This is a genomic window from Tsukamurella tyrosinosolvens (genome assembly GCF_900104775.1).
Classification (GTDB): Bacteria; Actinomycetota; Actinomycetes; order Mycobacteriales; family Mycobacteriaceae; genus Tsukamurella; species Tsukamurella tyrosinosolvens.
Map to the genome: position 1 here is coordinate 4,773,820 of NZ_FNSA01000003.1, position 15,944 is coordinate 4,789,763.

Consider the following 15,944-nt stretch of genomic DNA (forward strand, 5'->3'; position numbering starts at 1 on the left):
CCTCGTCAGCCGTGCTCAGCGAGGTACTGCAGCTGGACCTTGACGGACTGGCGCGCCGCGGGCCAGGCCTTCTTGTCGACGTCGCGGTAGACGTGCTTGACGATCTTCATCGGCTTGGCGTCCGCCGCGCTGACGCCCAGTTCGTCCAGCGCGTCGCGGACCTGCTGCAGCCGGTCCTGACGGTGCGCGGCGTACGCCGCGACGACCGGCCCGGCGTCGGGGAGGTCGGGGCCGTGGCCGGGCAGCAGCACGCGGCCGGCCGCGACGGCCGACAGCGCATCGAGCGAGCCGAGGTAGTCAGCGAGGGTGCCGTCGCTCGCGTCGAGCACGGTGGTGCCGCGGCCGAGGATGGTGTCGCCCGAGACCAGCGCGCCGGGCTCGTCCTCGGCACCGTCGACCAGGAAGCTCAGCGAGTCGGCGGTGTGGCCGGGGGTGTGCAGCACGGTGATCCGCAGGCCCGCGACCTCGATGACCTCGCCGCCGGCGAGCGGCGTCGCGGTGTTGATGCAGTACGTCGGGGAGAAGGCCCGGATGGGGCTGCGGGTGAGCTCCTCCCACCGCTTCAGGCCGCCGGTGTGGTCGGCGTGCCGGTGCGTCACCAGAGTCAGGGCGACGGTGCCCGCGGCCTTCGCGACGCGCTTGAGATGCTTCTTCTCGCCCTTGGGCCCGGGGTCGACGACCACGGCCTCCTCGCGGCCCGGAGCGCGCAGGATCCAGGTGTTGGTGCCCTCGAGCGTCATCACCGACGGGTTGTCGCAGAGCAGCACCGCGGCGTAGGGCGTGACCTGCCGCAGCTTCCCCGGCGCCGGATGCTCGAGCGTCATACCTGGACCGTGAGCTCGACCTCGACGGGCGCGCCGAGCGGCAGCTCCGCGACGCCGACAGCCGACCGGACGTGCACGCCCGCGTCGCCGAAGACCTCGCCGAGCAGCAGCGACGCACCGTTGAGCACCTGCGCCTGGTTGGAGAAGCCGGGCGCCGAGGCCACGTAGCCGGTGACCTTGACGACGCGCTTGACCGAATCGATGCCGACGAGCGCGTGGATCGCCGCGAGCGCGTTCAGGGCGCACTGCCGGGCCGCGAACTGCGCATCGTCGAGGTGGACGATGCCCTCGCGGTTCTCGCTGACCTTGCCCTGCGCGACGAGCTCCCCGTCGCGCATCGGCAGCTGGCCGGACGTGTAGACGAAGTCGCCCACCTGCGTGGCCGGGACGTACGCGGCGAGCGGGGGCACGACCTCGGGGAGGACGATGCCCAGCTCGGCGAGGCGCTCGGAGGCGGTCACGACGTCGGCCGCTTCATGTACGCGACGTGCTGCTCACCGGTCGGGCCGGGGAGCACGGTGACGAGCTCCCAGCCGTCGGACCCCCATGTGTCGAGGATCTGCTTGGTCGCGTGCGTCAGCAGCGGAATGGTGGAGTACTCCCAGGTGGTCTTGTCGCTCATGGCATCACCCTATCCACCGTGGGCCCGCCGCGACAGGCGCGTTCCCTACGGCGGCGCAGAACGTGTTCTCGGTCGCATTGGCGGGGAAGGTTCCCGTTAACGGCCCGGTCGTGTACGGGCGTATGGATATGCTCCGAACGTGGTGGTGAGTGAGGCGGACCCCGGCGGGGTCGCGCGGGATGCGGCGACGACCTGGCCCGAGGGGCTCCGGGAGTCGCGGCTGCACTTCGTCTCGGGCAAGGGCGGCACCGGCAAGTCGACGGTGGCCGCGGCGCTCGCGCTGGCACTCGCCTCCGGCGGCAAGAAGGTGCTGCTCGTCGAGGTGGAGGGCCGCAGCGGCATCGCGCCGACGTTCGAGGTGGGCGAGCTGCCGCCGACCGAGACGAGGATCGCGACGGCCGACGGCGGCGGCGAGGTCCACGCGCTGCCGATGGACGTGGAGGCGACGTTCCTCGACTACCTCAAGACCAACTACGGCATGGGCCTGGCGGCGCGGGCGCTCAAGTCGATCGGCGCGATCGAGTTCGCGACGACGCTGGCGCCCGGCCTCAAGGACATCCTGATCACCGGCAAGATCATGGAGTGCACGCAGCGCCGCGCGAGCGACGGCCGCTACACCTACGACGCCATCGTCGTGGACGCCCCGCCCACCGGCCGGATCGGGAAGTTCCTCGACGTCACGCGGGCGATGAAGGAGATCGCGAAGGCCGGGCCGATCGCCGGCCAGGCCGACCGCGTGGTGCGCCTGCTGCACTCCCCCGACACCGTCGTGCACCTGGTGACGCTGCTCGAATCGCTCCCGATCCAGGAGACCGCCGAGGCGGCCGCCGAGTTGCACGCGCTGGACCTCAAGGTCGGCGCCGTCATCGTGAACCGCACGCTGCCGCAGCTGCTCTCCGACGACGAGCTCGCCGCGGCCGCCGACGGGACCGTGGACGGGCCCGCCGTGCGGGCCGCGCTCGACGGTGCCGGGCTGCCGCTGTCCGACGCCGACCTCGCCGGACTGCTCACGGAGACGATCCAGTTCGCGCGGACGGTGCGCGGGCAGGACGAGGCGCGGGAGGACCTGGCCGAGATCGACGCCCCCGGTCGGCTGGAGCTGCCGTTGCTGACGGGCGGCGTCGACCTGCGCGGCGTGTACGAACTGTCCGGCGCGCTGATCGAGGCGGGGGTCCGATGATCGACTTGAAGCTGGGCCCGCAGCTGCTGGACCCGGGTACGCGGGTGGTCGTCTGCTGCGGCAGCGGCGGCGTGGGCAAGACGACGACGGCCGCGGCGATGGCGCTGTGGGCGGCGGAGCACGGGCGGCGCGTCGTGGTGCTGACGATCGACCCCGCGCGCCGGCTGGCGCAGGCGCTGGGCGTGGCGGACCTGACCAACGAGCCGCAGGAGGTGTCCGTCCCGGGCGACGGCACCCTGCACGCGATGATGCTCGACATGAAGCGGACCTTCGACGAGATGGTCACGTCCAACGCGGATCCCGCTCGCGCGCAGGAGATCCTGGCGAACCCGTTCTACCAGACGGTGGCCTCGTCGTTCTCCGGCACGCAGGAGTACATGGCGATGGAGAAGCTGGGCCAACTCACCGCCGACGACCGCTGGGACCTCGTGGTGGTGGACACGCCGCCGTCGCGCAACGCCCTGGACTTCCTCGACGCACCGAAGCGCTTCGGCTCCATGCTGGACTCGCGGCTGATGCGCCTCATCGCCGGCCCGACCCGCGGCTTCGGTCGCATGGTCTCCGGCGGCATGGGGTTGGCCCTGAAGCTGGTCTCCACCATCGTGGGCAGTCAGATGCTCTCCGACGCTTCCGGTTTCGTCGCGCAGATGGACACGCTGATCGGCGGTTTCCAGGAGCGCGCCGACCAGACCTACGCGCTGCTGGCACGCCCCAGCACCCGCTTCGTGGTGGTCGCCTCGCCCGAGGAGGACACGCTCCGCGAAGCGACGTACTTCGTGGAGCGGCTCGCCGGCGAGTCGATGCCGCTGGCCGGTCTCATCGTCAACCGCACCCACCCGGGCCTCGCGACGATCGGCGTGGACCAGGCCCGGGAGGCCGCGAGTCGGCTCGGGTCCGACGGTGCCGCGCGCACCGCGGAGGGGCTGCTGCGGGTGCACGCGTGGCGCGCGGAGATGGCGGCGCGCGAGGTGCAGGTGCTCGGGGAGTTCGTCGGCCGATGCCCGACGGTGCCGGTGGTCGGCGTGCCCTCGCTCCCCTTCGAGGTGGCCAACCTCGAGGCGCTGCAGGCCGTGGCCGAGCAGATCGTCGGTTCGTAGCTCCTCCGGGCCGGCGGCGCCACACCCGCACCAAATAGGTAGCTGGACAAACGAAAGGGCCCCGCACCGTCGAACGGTACGAGGCCCTGGTCACTCCCGGACGGGAGCCGGGGATCAGCCCGCGGCGACGCGCTTGCGGTCGCGCTGGGCCTCGAAGAAGGCGCGCCAGCTGGTGACCTCGGGGTGCTGGCGGAGGAGTGCACGACGCTGACGTTCGGTCATGCCGCCCCAGACGCCGAACTCGACGCGGCTGTCGAGCGCGTCGGCGCCGCACTCGAGCTGGACGGGGCAGTGACGGCAAATGGTGGCGACCTTGCGCTGGGCGGCGCCGCGGACGAACAACTCGTCGGGGTCCACGTCGCGACACTTGGCCTTGGAGACCCAAACCAGACGATCTTCGTCGTCGACCAGAACGCGTGCACTTGTCATGTGACTCCCCTTTCGCGTGGTGCGGCCCGGACCCGGTGACGGCCCTTCCCGGTGGTGTGCGGGGGGCCGATCGAGGTGCTCGCCACATCGTCTGCAATAGTGTTACCTGAATCACACGACGGAAACAAGTCGAGGGCCGAGGGAATTCGAACAGTGGTCCAAGAAATCCAGCACGCCCGTACCGATCGCCTGGTCGGCGCGTCGGGACCGGGGTTCACGGCGGGTCGGCACGTATCCTGGTGACCGTGTCGAAACCCGGAGTGATCGCGAAGCTGGCCGGCTGTGTCCTGCTGGCCGGACTGCTGGTCGCCGGCGTCCTGTTCCCCTACGTCGGCGGGCTGGGGTTGATCTCCAACCGCGCCGCGGACACCGTCGACAACATCAGTTCCGAACTGCTCGAGGGCCAGGTCCCCGAGGTCACCACCGTCTCCGACGCGACCGGTGCGCCCATGGCCTACCTCTACGACCAGCGCCGCGTGCAGGTCCCCTTCGATCAGATCTCGCCCGACATGGTGCGCTCGATCATCTCGATCGAGGACAAGCGGTTCATGGAGCACGACGGCGTCGACTACCAGGGCACCGTGCGCGCCTTCCTCAAGAACCAGTCCGCGGGCGAGGTGCAGCAGGGCGCGTCCACGCTGGATCAGCAGTACATCAAGAACTACCAGCTGCTCGTTCTCGCGAAATCCGACGCGGACCGGCGCGCGGCCGTCGCCACCACCCCGGCGCGCAAGCTCCGCGAGGTGCGGATGGCGCTGACCCTCGAGCGCACGCTCACCGAGCGCGCGAAGGAGGAGCACGGCGTCGACGACGCGCGCGCGAAGGTGATCGCCAAGGAGCAGATCCTGGCGCGGTACCTCAACCTCGTGCCCTTCGGCAACGGCGCGTACGGCATCGAGGTGGCCGCGCAGACCTACTTCGGCAAGCGCGCCGCGCAGCTGAACATCCAGGAGTCGGCGATGCTCGCCGGCATGGTGCAGTCGAGCTCGTCGCTCAACCCCTACGCCAATCCGCAGGGCGTGATCGACCGCCGCAACACCGTCCTCGACACCCTCGTGGCGAACTTCCCGGACAAGGCGGCCGAGTACGAGGCCGCCAAGCGGACCCCGCTCGGCGTGCTGCCGCGGCCCAACACCCTCCCGGGCGGCTGCATCTCCGCGGTCGCGAACCGCGGCTACTTCTGCGACTACGTGCTGCAGTACCTCTCCGAGGCGGGCATCCCCAAGGAGACGGTGATGCGCGGCGGCTACACGATCCGCACCACGCTGGACCCGCGGGTGCAGGACTCGGTGCAGGCCGCGCTCAACACCACCGCGAGCCCCACGCTCTCGAACGTCGCGCAGGTCATGAACGTGATCAAACCGGGCGAGACCTCGCACGACATCGTCGCGATGAACTCCTCCCGCGTCTACGGCCTGGACGTGGGCAAGCGGCAGACCGTCCAGCCGGAACCCTTCGCCCAGGTCGGCGACGGCGCCGGCTCGACCTTCAAGATCTTCACCGTCGCCGCGGCGATGGAGAAGGGCATGGGCCTCGACACCAACGTGACGGTCCCGTCGACGGTGCAGGTCAAGGGCATGGGCCACGGTGGCTACGCCGGTTGTCCGTCGGACTCGTACTGTGTGAAGAACGCCGGCCCGTATCCCTATTCGATGTCGCTGACGCAGGCGCTCGCCACGTCGCCGAACACCCCGTTCATCAAGCTCATCGAGCAGGTGGGCGTGACCCCGGTCGTCGACATGGCGGTCAAGCTGGGCCTGCGCTCCTACACCCAGCCGGGCAGCTCGGGCTTCGGCAACGACAGCCTCGCCGACATGTTCAAGAAGCAGAACCTGGCGTCGTTCACGCTCGGCCCGACCGCCGTGAGCGCACTGGAGCTGACGAACGTGTCCGCCACCCTGGCCTCCGGGGGCGTCTGGTGCCCGGCGAATCCGATCCAGTCGATCACGCAGCCCAAGCGCAACAGCGACGGCATCCAGACCGTCGGGGCCGACGGGAAGCCGGAGACCACGCCGGTGCCCTACAAGTCGGAGAAGTGCGAGCAGGTCATCGAGAAGGGCCTCGCGAACACCCTCGCGAACGCGCTCAGCGCCGACGACCGCGGCGCGGGTACGTCGGCCGGCGCGGCGTCGCGCGCGGGCTGGACGCTGCCGCTGTCCGGTAAGACGGGCACCACCGAGACGTTCCGCTCCTCGGCGTTCCTCGCGTACACGAACCAGTACGCGGGTGCCAGCTACGTCTACAACGACGGCAACTCCCCCGGGCCCATCTGCACCAGCCCGCTGCGCCCGTGCGGCGACGGCAACGTCTACGGCGGCAACGAGCCGGCGACGGCCTGGTACACCGCGCTCAAGCCGATCTCGACGATCTACGGCCCGATCTCGCTCCCGCCCGTGGACCCGAAGTACAAGGACGGCTTCGGCCCGGGCAAGATCCCCAACGTCATCGGACTCTCCCAGGCGGCGGCGAGGTCCCGCGTCGAGGCGGCGGGCTTCAAGACCACCGTGGCGTGGGTCAACAACTCCGCGGCCAACGGCACCGTCGTCTCCACGTCGCCGTCGGGCTTCAGCCAGCCGGGCTCGACGATCACGCTGAACCTGTCGAACGGGATCGCGCCGGCACCGTCGAACCCGTCGGCGCCGGGTGTGCAGACGGGGCCGGGCGGCACCACCATCACGATCCCCGGCTTCGGCCAGTTCACCATCCCCGGCGCGGGTGGGCAGGGCGGCGGCCCGGTCGAGACCCCGGCGCCGGAGCCCCCGGGCAACTGACGAGCCGGGACGCGCCGTCCACCTCGGCGACGGCGGTTCTCGCCTCCTGACCGGCGGATCCGCCGGTCGCCCGATCAGCCGATCTTCGGCGTGGCGCGGTCCAGGATCGCGGCGGTGTCGACGCCCTGCGGGAGGGTGCCGAAGACGTCGCCGCGGTCGCCCGTGAGGCGGGTGCGGGTGTAGGCGTCCGCGACGGCGGGGTGCCCGTAGCGCACGAGCAGCGAGCCCTGCAGCGCGGACGCCATGTCGCCGACGAGGCGGCGGGCGCCGAACTGCAGCGCGGCCTGGTCCGTGAGGTCGAGAGCGCCGAACGCGCCCTTGAGCTTCGCGACGGCCTCGTCGTAGAACGAGTCGGCGCCCGCGGCGGCGTCGAGCTCCGCGAAGAAGGCGGCGACGGACTGCGGCTCGCGGGCCATCGCGCGCAGCACGTCGAGGGCCGCCACGTTGCCGGAGCCCTCCCACACGGAGAGCAGCGGCGCCTCGCGGTACAGGCGGGGCATCCGCGAGTCCTCGATGTAGCCGTTGCCGCCCAGGCACTCCAGGGCCTCGGCGGCATGGATCGGGCCGCGCTTGCACACGTGGTACTTGGTGACCGCCAAGGCGATCCGGCGCAGCAGGGACGCGTCCTCGTCGCCCGCGACCGAGCGGTCGGTGAGGCCCGCGAGCCAGAGCCCGGCGGTGGTGGCGCCCTCGGCCTCGACGGCGAGGTCGGCGAGCACGTTGCGCATGAGCGGCTGGTCGATGAGGTCCGCGCCGAAGGCCTTGCGGTGCGCGGCGTGATGCGCGGCCTGCGCGAGCCCGGCGCGCATGCCGGTGGCGGTGCCGAGCACGCAGTCGAGGCGGGTCATGTTCACCATCTCGACGATGGTGCGGACGCCGCGCCCCTCCTCGCCGACGAGCCAGCCGACGGTGTCGTCGTACTCGACCTCGCTGCTGGCGTTGGAGTGGTTGCCCAGCTTGTCCTTGAGGCGCTGCAGGGCGAAGACGTTGCGCGTCCCGTCGGGCAGCACGCGCGGGATGAAGAAGCAGGAGACGCCCGATTCGGTCTGCGCGAGGGTGAGGAACAGGTCCGACATCGGCGCGGAGGTGAACCACTTGTGGCCCGTGATCCGGTACGTGCCATCGGATTGCGGGATCGCACGGGTGGTGTTGGCCCGGACGTCCGAGCCGCCCTGCTTCTCCGTCATCGACATGCCGGCGATGAGGCCGCGCTTGCCCAGCGGCGCCCGCAGGCCGAAGTCGTACTCCTTCGCGGTGAGCAGCGGCTCGTACTGCGCGGCGAGCTCGGCGTTGGCGCGCAGCGCGGGCACGACGGCGTAGGTCATGGAGATCGGGCAACCGTGCCCGGCGTCGACGTGGCCCCACACGCTGAACTTCGCAGCGCGCACCAGGTGCGCGTTCGGGTCGGCCTCGGCCCACGGCGCGGCGTGCAGGCCGTGCTCGACGGCGACCGTCATCAGGCGGTGGTACGCGGGGTCGTAGACCACCTCGTCGATGCGGTTGCCGTACCGGTCGTGGGTCTTCAGGACGGGCGGGTGCGCCTCGGCGAGGTCGCCCCACTCCAGCGCCTCGGCCGTGCCGCCGAGGGCACCGAGGGCGTGGATCGCGTCCAGTTGCGTCGCGTCGACGTGGGCGCGCCGCAGCGCGTCGTCGATCATCGGGGTCTCGGCGGTGTTGAAGCCGAGCAGCGGCGGCACCTGGTTGGTCACTTCGTGGGTGGGCACGCCTGCTCCTTCGTTCGACGGTGCGCGGCCCGCTCGGGCCGTTCTCCTCAGTGTTGCATATCAGCGACAGTCGCACCAGATCTGCAATGACCTCGAGTTGGGCGGCCCACCCGCCCACTCGACCGCCCGACAGGTCGCGAGGGACGAGGGGGCTCAGGGCTGAGCCCTTGCCTCTCGCGTTCACACCACTCTCGGATTCTGTCCGGTTCGGACACTGCGCCGTCTTCGCGCCTGAGCATTCGGACGAGCAGAGCGGTGCCGCACGGAGATGACGCCGCCCGCGATCGGCGTCGGGTGTGGGAGACCCGGCGTCTTGTGGGGGAACCGGCGTTAGGCATGGGAGACCTGGCGTCTCGTGGGGGAATCGGCGCCGCGCGGGGGACGACTGTGCCCCCACCGCACGCACGGCGTTCCGTGGGGGAGCGAACGCCGGAGCCTCCTTTCGGTGCCGCGCGGGGGACGACGGAGACTGGTCGACGGGACACGGCAACCCGAGCCGTGAGCAACCCCACCTGCCCAGGCCGCCTACCGATCGACAGCCGCCGCTCGCTCACCGGGAGTCCGCGGAGCCGTCGCGCGCGAGGCCGGGCGCAGCGCCGTCCCGCGCGGCGCCCTGTCCGAACCGGACAGAATCCGAGAGTCACGACGACGCGGCACCGTCAGCCCCCTCTCCCCCGGGCAGATCCGCGAGCTCGTCCCCGTGCAGTTCCGCGATGCCATCACCCGCGCCCGCCCCGCCCCCGCCGCTCACCCGGGCGACCACACCACCGCGGTGTAGCGTCGAGCCGATGTCCACGCCCCTCACCACGACGGTCTCCGCGCGCTCGGCCGTGCTGAGCCTGCTGCTGGGCGCGCACCCGCCGGAGCTGGAAGGGCGCGAGATCGTCGCGGCGATGCGACTGTTCGGGGTCTCAGAATCCACGACGCGGGCGGCGATGTCGCGCATGGTGTCCGCGGGCGACCTGGTGCGCGACGGCGGGCTCTACGCGCTGTCGGATCGCCTCGCCCGGCGCCAGGCGCGCACGGACTCCCCCACGATGCTGCCCTGGGACGGGACGTGGGAGACGGCGATCGTCACGACCAGTGGGCGCAGCGCCGGCGATCGCGCCGAGCTGCGCACCGAGATGACCCGCCTGCGGCTCGCGGAACTGCGCGAGGGCGTGTGGATGCGGCCCGCGAACCTCGACCGGCCGCTGCCCGCCTCGGTGCGGCAGGTGACCACGCGCTTCACCGCGCGGCCGGACGACGACCCCGTCGACCTGGCGAGCACGCTGTGGGACCTGCCGGAGTGGTCCCGGCACGGGCACGCGCTGCTGGGCGCGATCGCCGACGCCGGCGACGACGGGCAGGCGCGCTTCCTGACGATGGTGTCGGTGGTGCGGCACCTGTACCGCGACCCGCTGCTGCCGCCGGAGCTGCGGCCGGAGGATTGGCCGGCGGACGACCTCACCGCGGCGTACGCGGACTTCCGCGCGTGGCTCGCCGCGATGCGGATCGGTCGGGGCTGATCAGGCCAGCGAGTCGACGACCCGGGTGATGCGCGCCTGCAGGCGGCGCAGCTGCAGCCCCTGGTCGTCGAGGCGGCGGGCGATGGAGTTGACCGCGTCGCACGAGCCGGTCTCGTGCAGGCTGCGGGCGTCGATCTGGAGATCGTCGCCGGTGCGGCCGATGGACGCGGCGATGATCGTGAGCTGGGCGGTGAGATCGTCGAGTTCGCTGCGGACGCCGGCGAGCCCCATGATGTTTCCCTACTTTCCGCCGCAATCGGGTGTGCGGCAATGCGCCGCGGTGCGGCTCTCGACGGTCCACCCGCTTGACCCTAGGTGGACCGTTCACCTGCACAGTAGGTGGCGGCTGTGACCGGTGTGACGAATTACAGGTGACTGTTGCGTGTCCGTTACTCGACGATTCGTCGCCGCCGCGCAGCGGTCATTCGTCGTGGAACGCGCCGTGCCGGCCGGCACCGTCGGAGAACCGGGTGGCGCCTTCCACGGCCCCGTCGAGGAGCGACTTGAGGCCGTACCGGTACTCGATCCCGAGCGCCTCAGCCTCCGGTTTCGTCTCGGCCTCGAGCATCGAGAGCCGGTCGTTGCGCAGGCAGGTCTGCGGGAATCCGGCGAGCTGCCGTCCGAGTTCGACGGCGGCCTCCAGTGCCGTTCCGGGTTCGACGGTGCGGTTGACCAGGCCGATCCGCTCGGCCTCCGCCGCGTCGACGGGACGCCCGGTGAGGATGAGGTCCATCGCGCGACTCGCCCCGATGAGCCGGGGCAGCCGCACGGTGCCGCCGTCGATGAGCGGCACGCCCCAGCGGCGGCAGAAGACGCCGAGGACCGCATCGGTGGCGGCGACGCGCAGGTCCGCCCAGATGGCCAGCTCGAGGCCGCCGGCCACGGCGTGCCCCTCGATCGCGGCGATGACGGGCTTGCTCAGGCGCATCCGCGAGATTCCCATCGGCGCGTCCCCGTCGGGCTCGACGCGGTTCGGGGTGCCGGCGGCGACGGCCTTGAGATCGGCTCCCGCGCAGAAGGTCCCGCCGCGCCCGTGCAGCACGGCGACGGCGGCATCCGGGTCGGCGTCGAAGGCGCGGAAGGCGTCGGCGAGGGCCTCGGCGGTGGCGCGGTCGACGGCGTTGCGCACGCCGGGCCGGTCGATCTCGACGACGGTGACCGGTCCCTGCCGGCTGACGAGGACGCTCATGACGACGTGGGCCCGTGGACGGCGGAGCCGGTGGCGACCCCGGTGACGGTGCAGACGCCGAACCGGCCGTCGCGGTCGAACATGCTCGCCGAGGAGATGCTGATGCCGTCGACGATGACGAACTGGTCGGCCTCCAAGCCGATCTCGTCGCCGCGGGGTGCGCGGGCGATGGCCATGGAGACGTCGCCGTTGATGGTCTCGACGCCGCCGGTGCCCATGCCGGTCACCAGGTTGGTGCAGTCGGAGACCATCGCGGCGCGGGCGAAGGGCGTGGTCTCCTCGCCGTCGAGGACGCGCCAGCCGCGGGTCCAGACGCGCTTGCGCTCGGCGGTGGCCCAGTGCTCCGGGGTGTCGGACGAGACGTAGTCGCCGCTGCCGCCGGCCATCGCGAGGCGCGGCGCCTCGGGTGGCGGCGGGGCGGGCACGTGCGGATCGGACCAGACGACACCGTCGGGCTGCGGGGCCCGGTGGTAGAACGTGACGGCGGCGCGGACGACGGTCTTGTCGTTCTGGATGATCTCCGCCTCCGCGACGCGGATGCGGCGGCCCGAGCGGACGAGGCGCGTGCGGACGTCCAGGTGGCCGGAGCGGACCATGCGGAACATGTCGCAGTGCCAGCGGGTCCCCACGAGGCCCTCGCCGAACTCGGTGTCGAGGACCTGCGCCAGCAGGCCCGCGATCGCGGGGCCCGACAGGGTGCCGGGCGCCCAGCGGCCCTCCGCGGCGGGCAGCGAATCGAACCCGCCGCCGCTGCGGGCGAACTGCGCGGGTACCTCCAGGGTGGTCATTCCCAAGGGTTTACCAGGCTGAGCGGGGCGGCCGGTAGTCGCATCCGCCGGAACGCCGCCGCGGAGGCCGCCATGCGGTACTCATGGAGCATGGGCGATTCGTTCTTCGTGAGGATGTGGCCGCGGCTGGTGCGCAACGAGCCGCCGCTGGTCACCGAGCTGCGGCGGCGCAACCTGGCCGGCCTGTCGGGTCGCGTGCTGGAGGTGGGCGCGGGCACCGGAACGAACTTCGCGCTGTACCCGCCCGAGGTCACCGCCGTCGTCGCGCTGGAGCCGGAGGACGCCCTGCGCGCCGAGGCGTCGGCCGTGGCGGACGCGCGCGTCGAGGTGCGCCCCGAGCGGCTCGACGAGTACGTCGCCGACGAGCCCTTCGACGCCGTCGTGTTCAGCCTGGTGCTGTGCTCGCTGCCCGACCCCGAGGGCGCGGTCCGGCAGGTCCGCGGCGTCCTGCGGCCCGACGGCGAGCTCCGTTTCCTCGAGCACGTCGCCGCGCGCGGCGGGATGCTGGAGGGCCTGCAGAAGGCGGCGGACGCCACCGTCTGGCCGCGGCTGTTCGGGAACTGCCACGCGCACCGCGACGCCGTCGGCCTGATCAGCGGCGCCGGCTTCGCCGTGACGACCGTCGAGGACCGGATGCTGGCGCCCGCCTGGGTACCGATCCCGACGTCGCCGCTGGTCCTCGGTCGCGCGCACGCATGACGATCGACGCCGCCGCGCTGGGCCTCGACACCCGGCTGACCCTGCTCGCCTCCGGGCTCGTGTTCCTGTGGGCGCTGGCGCTCGGGGTGTGGAAGTACCACGGGATCATGACCTCCCCGGAGCATCACGCGCACGTCTACGTGGACATCGCCCACCGCGCCGCGCTGCTGTACTCCTTCGCCATCGCGCTGGCGGCGGTGTTCGTGGAGCTCAGCGCGTGGCCGCAGTGGGTGGACCTGACGGCGGCCGCGGTCCTGGTGTTCTTCTTCGTCGCGGCGATCGGCAGCTACTGCTGGCACGGCGCGCGCCGCGACACCGAGAACCAGCTCGCCTCGCCCGCGCCCGGGGTGCGGGGCTTCATGGTGGCGCTCATCGTCGCCGAGATCGGCGCGTTCGCAGTACTTCTCGCGGGGTTCGTCGCGGCCTGGTGACCGCTGCCGGATGGGCGGCGGTCAGGCGGCCTGGGCGCAGGTGCACTGGCATTCGGTGAGCGTGCCGCCTGCGGCGGCGGTGTGCCGCCACGCGGCGCTACCGGGCACCAGCGCCGGCTCGCGCTCCGAGGTGTCGTCCGCCGTGTCCGACGGTGCCGTCACGGTCGCCTCCGCGGTGGCTGGCGCTGGGAGTGTCGCCGGCGCTCGGCGCCACAGGGCGGGTGCGAGGATCGCTCCGGCGGCGGCGATTCCGGCGAGGAGCGCCCACGCGGGGACGAGCCCGAAACGGTTCGCGCCCCAGCCCGCGATCGGGTAGGCGACGAGCCACGCGAGGTGCGAGAGGGAGAACTGCGCGGCGAAGACTGCGGCCACGTCGCTCGGAGCCGCGGCGGCGCGCAGCACCTTGCCGGTGGGCGTGATGGCCATCGCCGAGCCGGCGCCGCTGGCGAACCAGACCACCGCGGTCAGCGCCCACGACGGGGTGTCGGCGGCGGCCATCGCGACGGCGCCCGCGGCCGCCGCGGTGAGCAGCGTTGCGCCCTTGAGCATCACGGACCGCTCGGTGAACCGGTCCAGCAGGCGCGGGACGGCCAGCGCCACGAGCAGGGTGCCGCCGCCGGACGCGGCGAGCATCCACGCGACCTGGGATTCGCTGCCGCCCAGCCGGTCGCGGACGTAGTTGACGGTGTTGACCACCACGATCGAACCCGCTGCGGCCACCGCGAAGTTCACGGCGAAGACGCCCCGCAGGCTCGGGGTGCGGGCGAAGAGCCTTACGCCGGAGAGGATCCGGTCGGCTGGGCTGCCCGTCGGCGCCTGGCGCGCGTCGGGCACCGTCGCGCGGAGGACGAGGAACGCGGAGACCACGAAACCGACTGCGGTGCCGACGAACAGGACGTCGAAGTCGATGAGGAGCAGCGCGAGGGCGGCGACGACCGGGCTGACGAGACTCTCCATCGTGTAGGCGACCTGGGATGCGGACAGCGCTGTGGTGTACTCGCGCTCGTCGGTGATGATGTCCGGGATGACGGCCTGGAAGGTGGGGGTGAAGGCCGCCGACGCCGCCTGCAGGGCGCCGATGAGCACGTAGATCTGCCAGACCTCGGTGACGAAGGGCAGGGCGAGGACGATGGCCGCGCGCACGACGTCGAGCGCCACCAGGAAGGCCCGGCGCGGGAGCCGGTCGACGTACGCCGCGGCCAGCGGCGCGATGACGACGTACAGCACCATCTTGATCGTCAGGGCGGTGCCGAGCACGACGGCGGCCGCGGAGCCCGCGATCTCGTAGGCGAGGAGGCCCAGCGCGACGGTCGTCAGGCCGGTGCCGACGAGCGCGACGATCTGCGCGCTGAACAGCAGCCGGAAATCGCGGTGCGCGAAGGGACCCACGGTGTCTCCTGGTGGTGTCGAAGGTTGGTCAGTGGTGGTGCGCACCGTGGTGGGCGCTGTGCGGGCCGGCGTGCGCGACGGGCTCGTCGCGCCCGGCGTCGACGGCGTCGACGGCGTCGGCGGCGTCGGCGGCGGGCTCCTGGGCGGCGGAGGCGGGCTCGCCGGCCACCAGGGTGAAGTCCGCGGTCCGCACGGTGCCGGCGTGCTGGAAGTCGAGGAACAGCCGGTACGTGCCCGCCGACGGGGCCATGGCATGGAAACGGATGTCGGGACCGGCGGGAGTCGCCGGATCCGTCGGGCCGCCCTCGGGGTGGACGTGCAGGAAGGCGAGGTCGCCGGCGCGCAGCGCGACGAGGTGGCCGTAGGCCGCGAGGTAGGGCTGCAGGTCCGTGACCGGGATGCCGCCGCGGGTGATGCGGGCGCGGAGCTCGCCGGCCTCGCCCGGCAGGAGCGCACCGTCGAGCGTGACGACGTAATCGTCGACCGTCGAGACTGTGCGGCGCTCGAGCAGGTCGCGGGGGCGGTAGTCGCCGGGGACGGCGACGTCCGCGCCGAGCACGATGCCGGTGCCGAGCGCCGTCGGCACGATGTCGGCGAAGAAGCGCCAGACGCCCGGGGTGAGGTCCAGCTCGACCGACCACGTGCCGGTCGCGTCCATGACGGGGTGCACGTGCTGGAAGCCGCTGGTGTCGCGCTGGACGGCGATGAAGTGCAGCTTCCGGTCGTGCTGCACGTCGAAGGCGGTGACGGGAGCGTCATCGGGACCGAAGATCGCGAACTCGACGCGGGTGCGCCCGGCGTCGAGGATCGTCAGCGACGGGGTGATGCGGTAGCCCTGCTCCGCGGTCTGCAGCCCCTGCGGGAACGGTGCGGCGGTGTGTGCACTGTGGTCCATGACGTGCTCCTTCGGTCTGCGTGCGCGGCGGATCGACCGTGCTGGTACCCCCTGAGGGTACTTTGATTTATACCCCCTGGGGGTATCTGCGTCAACCGTCTTCACGAAACAGACACACCGATGAGTTCGTCCGCCGGCGGTGGATCCGCCCGGCGTCAGTCGTTGGGCACGGCCGCGAGGCGCGGCTTGGAGTAATAGAGCGTGAAGCTGAGCCAGCTCCCGTCCTCGGTGATCTCGTCGTGCATGACGAGGTCCTCCACCTCGATCGTGCCCAGCGCTTCGACCGTCTCGGCGAACCTGCGCAGCAGCGCCGGCAGATCGTCCTGCCCGGCGCCCCGCGGGTTCCCCTGCGAGATCGACCTCAGCTGTACCCGGTCATCAGCCATGCTGCGATGGTG

At 71.9% G+C, this 15,944-nt stretch carries 17 protein-coding genes; 6 read left to right on the plus strand and 11 right to left on the minus strand.

The window, feature by feature from the left end; genetic code table 11:
• Positions 1-5: 5 nt before the first annotated feature.
• From BLW32_RS25630 to sp36, 3 genes are read right to left on the minus strand one after another with little or no spacing between them, the layout of a single operon-like run.
• Positions 6-824: an MBL fold metallo-hydrolase gene (locus BLW32_RS25630; RefSeq protein WP_068523122.1), complete on the minus strand. Its 819-nt coding sequence runs from the start codon at positions 822-824 to the stop codon at positions 6-8.
• Positions 821-1,285 (minus strand): RidA family protein, encoded by a 465-nt coding sequence (locus tag BLW32_RS25635; protein ID WP_068523123.1) that lies wholly within the window; start codon positions 1,283-1,285, stop codon positions 821-823. The genes BLW32_RS25630 and BLW32_RS25635 overlap by 4 nt, the downstream gene beginning before the upstream one ends.
• The gene (gene sp36, locus BLW32_RS27290) at positions 1,282-1,446 is read right to left on the minus strand and encodes a Sp36 family protein (protein ID WP_102102990.1); all 165 of its coding nucleotides are present in this window, start codon (positions 1,444-1,446) and stop codon (positions 1,282-1,284) included. The genes BLW32_RS25635 and sp36 overlap by 4 nt, the downstream gene beginning before the upstream one ends.
• A gap of 139 nt (positions 1,447-1,585) precedes the next feature.
• On the opposite strand from sp36, the gene bagA reads away from it, so the two are divergent.
• Both bagA and bagB read left to right on the plus strand, forming a co-directional pair.
• Complete coding sequence (gene bagA / locus BLW32_RS25640) at positions 1,586-2,626, plus strand: ATPase BagA (RefSeq protein WP_225535708.1); 1,041 nt, start codon at positions 1,586-1,588, stop codon at positions 2,624-2,626.
• Positions 2,623-3,723 (plus strand): ArsA family ATPase, encoded by a 1,101-nt coding sequence (gene bagB, locus BLW32_RS25645; protein ID WP_068523124.1) that lies wholly within the window; start codon positions 2,623-2,625, stop codon positions 3,721-3,723. The genes bagA and bagB overlap by 4 nt, the downstream gene beginning before the upstream one ends.
• Positions 3,724-3,837: 114 nt before the next feature.
• Here bagB and BLW32_RS25650 read toward each other — a convergent pair whose 3' ends face one another.
• Positions 3,838-4,152, minus strand: a complete 315-nt coding sequence (locus BLW32_RS25650; protein ID WP_068523125.1) for a WhiB family transcriptional regulator — start codon at positions 4,150-4,152, stop codon at positions 3,838-3,840.
• 245 nt (positions 4,153-4,397) lie between these two features.
• On the opposite strand from BLW32_RS25650, the gene BLW32_RS25655 reads away from it, so the two are divergent.
• On the plus strand, positions 4,398-6,923 hold the full coding sequence (locus BLW32_RS25655) for a penicillin-binding protein (RefSeq protein WP_068742501.1): 2,526 nt from the start codon (positions 4,398-4,400) through the stop codon (positions 6,921-6,923).
• A 74-nt stretch (positions 6,924-6,997) separates the two neighbouring features.
• Here the strand turns inward: BLW32_RS25655 and BLW32_RS25660 are convergent, their stop codons facing one another.
• Positions 6,998-8,647, minus strand: a complete 1,650-nt coding sequence (locus BLW32_RS25660) for an acyl-CoA dehydrogenase family protein (RefSeq protein ID WP_068742373.1) — start codon at positions 8,645-8,647, stop codon at positions 6,998-7,000.
• Between the two features lie 788 nt (positions 8,648-9,435).
• Here BLW32_RS25660 and BLW32_RS25665 point away from each other — a divergent pair.
• On the plus strand, positions 9,436-10,155 hold the full coding sequence (locus BLW32_RS25665) for a PaaX family transcriptional regulator (protein WP_068742374.1): 720 nt from the start codon (positions 9,436-9,438) through the stop codon (positions 10,153-10,155).
• Here BLW32_RS25665 and BLW32_RS25670 read toward each other — a convergent pair whose 3' ends face one another.
• The 3 genes from BLW32_RS25670 to BLW32_RS25680 all read right to left on the minus strand — a co-directional run bounded on the left by BLW32_RS25670 (position 10,156) and on the right by BLW32_RS25680 (position 12,132).
• Positions 10,156-10,386 (minus strand): hypothetical protein, encoded by a 231-nt coding sequence (locus BLW32_RS25670; protein ID WP_068523128.1) that lies wholly within the window; start codon positions 10,384-10,386, stop codon positions 10,156-10,158.
• Between the two features lie 190 nt (positions 10,387-10,576).
• Entirely contained in the window at positions 10,577-11,344 is a 768-nt protein-coding gene (locus BLW32_RS25675) for a crotonase/enoyl-CoA hydratase family protein (RefSeq protein ID WP_068742375.1), read from the minus strand.
• Complete coding sequence (locus BLW32_RS25680; RefSeq protein ID WP_068742376.1) at positions 11,341-12,132, minus strand: acyl-CoA thioesterase domain-containing protein; 792 nt, start codon at positions 12,130-12,132, stop codon at positions 11,341-11,343. The genes BLW32_RS25675 and BLW32_RS25680 overlap by 4 nt, the downstream gene beginning before the upstream one ends.
• A 90-nt stretch (positions 12,133-12,222) precedes the next feature.
• Here BLW32_RS25680 and BLW32_RS25685 point away from each other — a divergent pair, with 90 nt between their 5' ends.
• The gene (locus BLW32_RS25685; protein ID WP_231857415.1) at positions 12,223-12,831 is read left to right on the plus strand and encodes a class I SAM-dependent methyltransferase; all 609 of its coding nucleotides are present in this window, start codon (positions 12,223-12,225) and stop codon (positions 12,829-12,831) included.
• Positions 12,828-13,262, plus strand: a complete 435-nt coding sequence (locus tag BLW32_RS25690) for a hypothetical protein (protein WP_068742378.1) — start codon at positions 12,828-12,830, stop codon at positions 13,260-13,262. The genes BLW32_RS25685 and BLW32_RS25690 overlap by 4 nt, the downstream gene beginning before the upstream one ends.
• Before the next feature lie 21 nt (positions 13,263-13,283).
• Here the strand turns inward: BLW32_RS25690 and BLW32_RS25695 are convergent, their stop codons facing one another.
• From BLW32_RS25695 to BLW32_RS25705, 3 genes are all read right to left on the minus strand, one after another.
• A complete protein-coding gene (locus BLW32_RS25695) occupies positions 13,284-14,651 on the minus strand; it encodes an MFS transporter (RefSeq protein ID WP_074850845.1) in 1,368 nt (455 codons plus the stop codon).
• A gap of 28 nt (positions 14,652-14,679) precedes the next feature.
• Positions 14,680-15,546 (minus strand): DUF8832 domain-containing protein, encoded by an 867-nt coding sequence (locus BLW32_RS28240; protein ID WP_074850847.1) that lies wholly within the window; start codon positions 15,544-15,546, stop codon positions 14,680-14,682.
• 155 nt (positions 15,547-15,701) lie between these two features.
• The gene (locus BLW32_RS25705; protein WP_068742379.1) at positions 15,702-15,932 is read right to left on the minus strand and encodes a hypothetical protein; all 231 of its coding nucleotides are present in this window, start codon (positions 15,930-15,932) and stop codon (positions 15,702-15,704) included.
• Between the last annotated feature and the right edge of the window lie 12 nt (positions 15,933-15,944).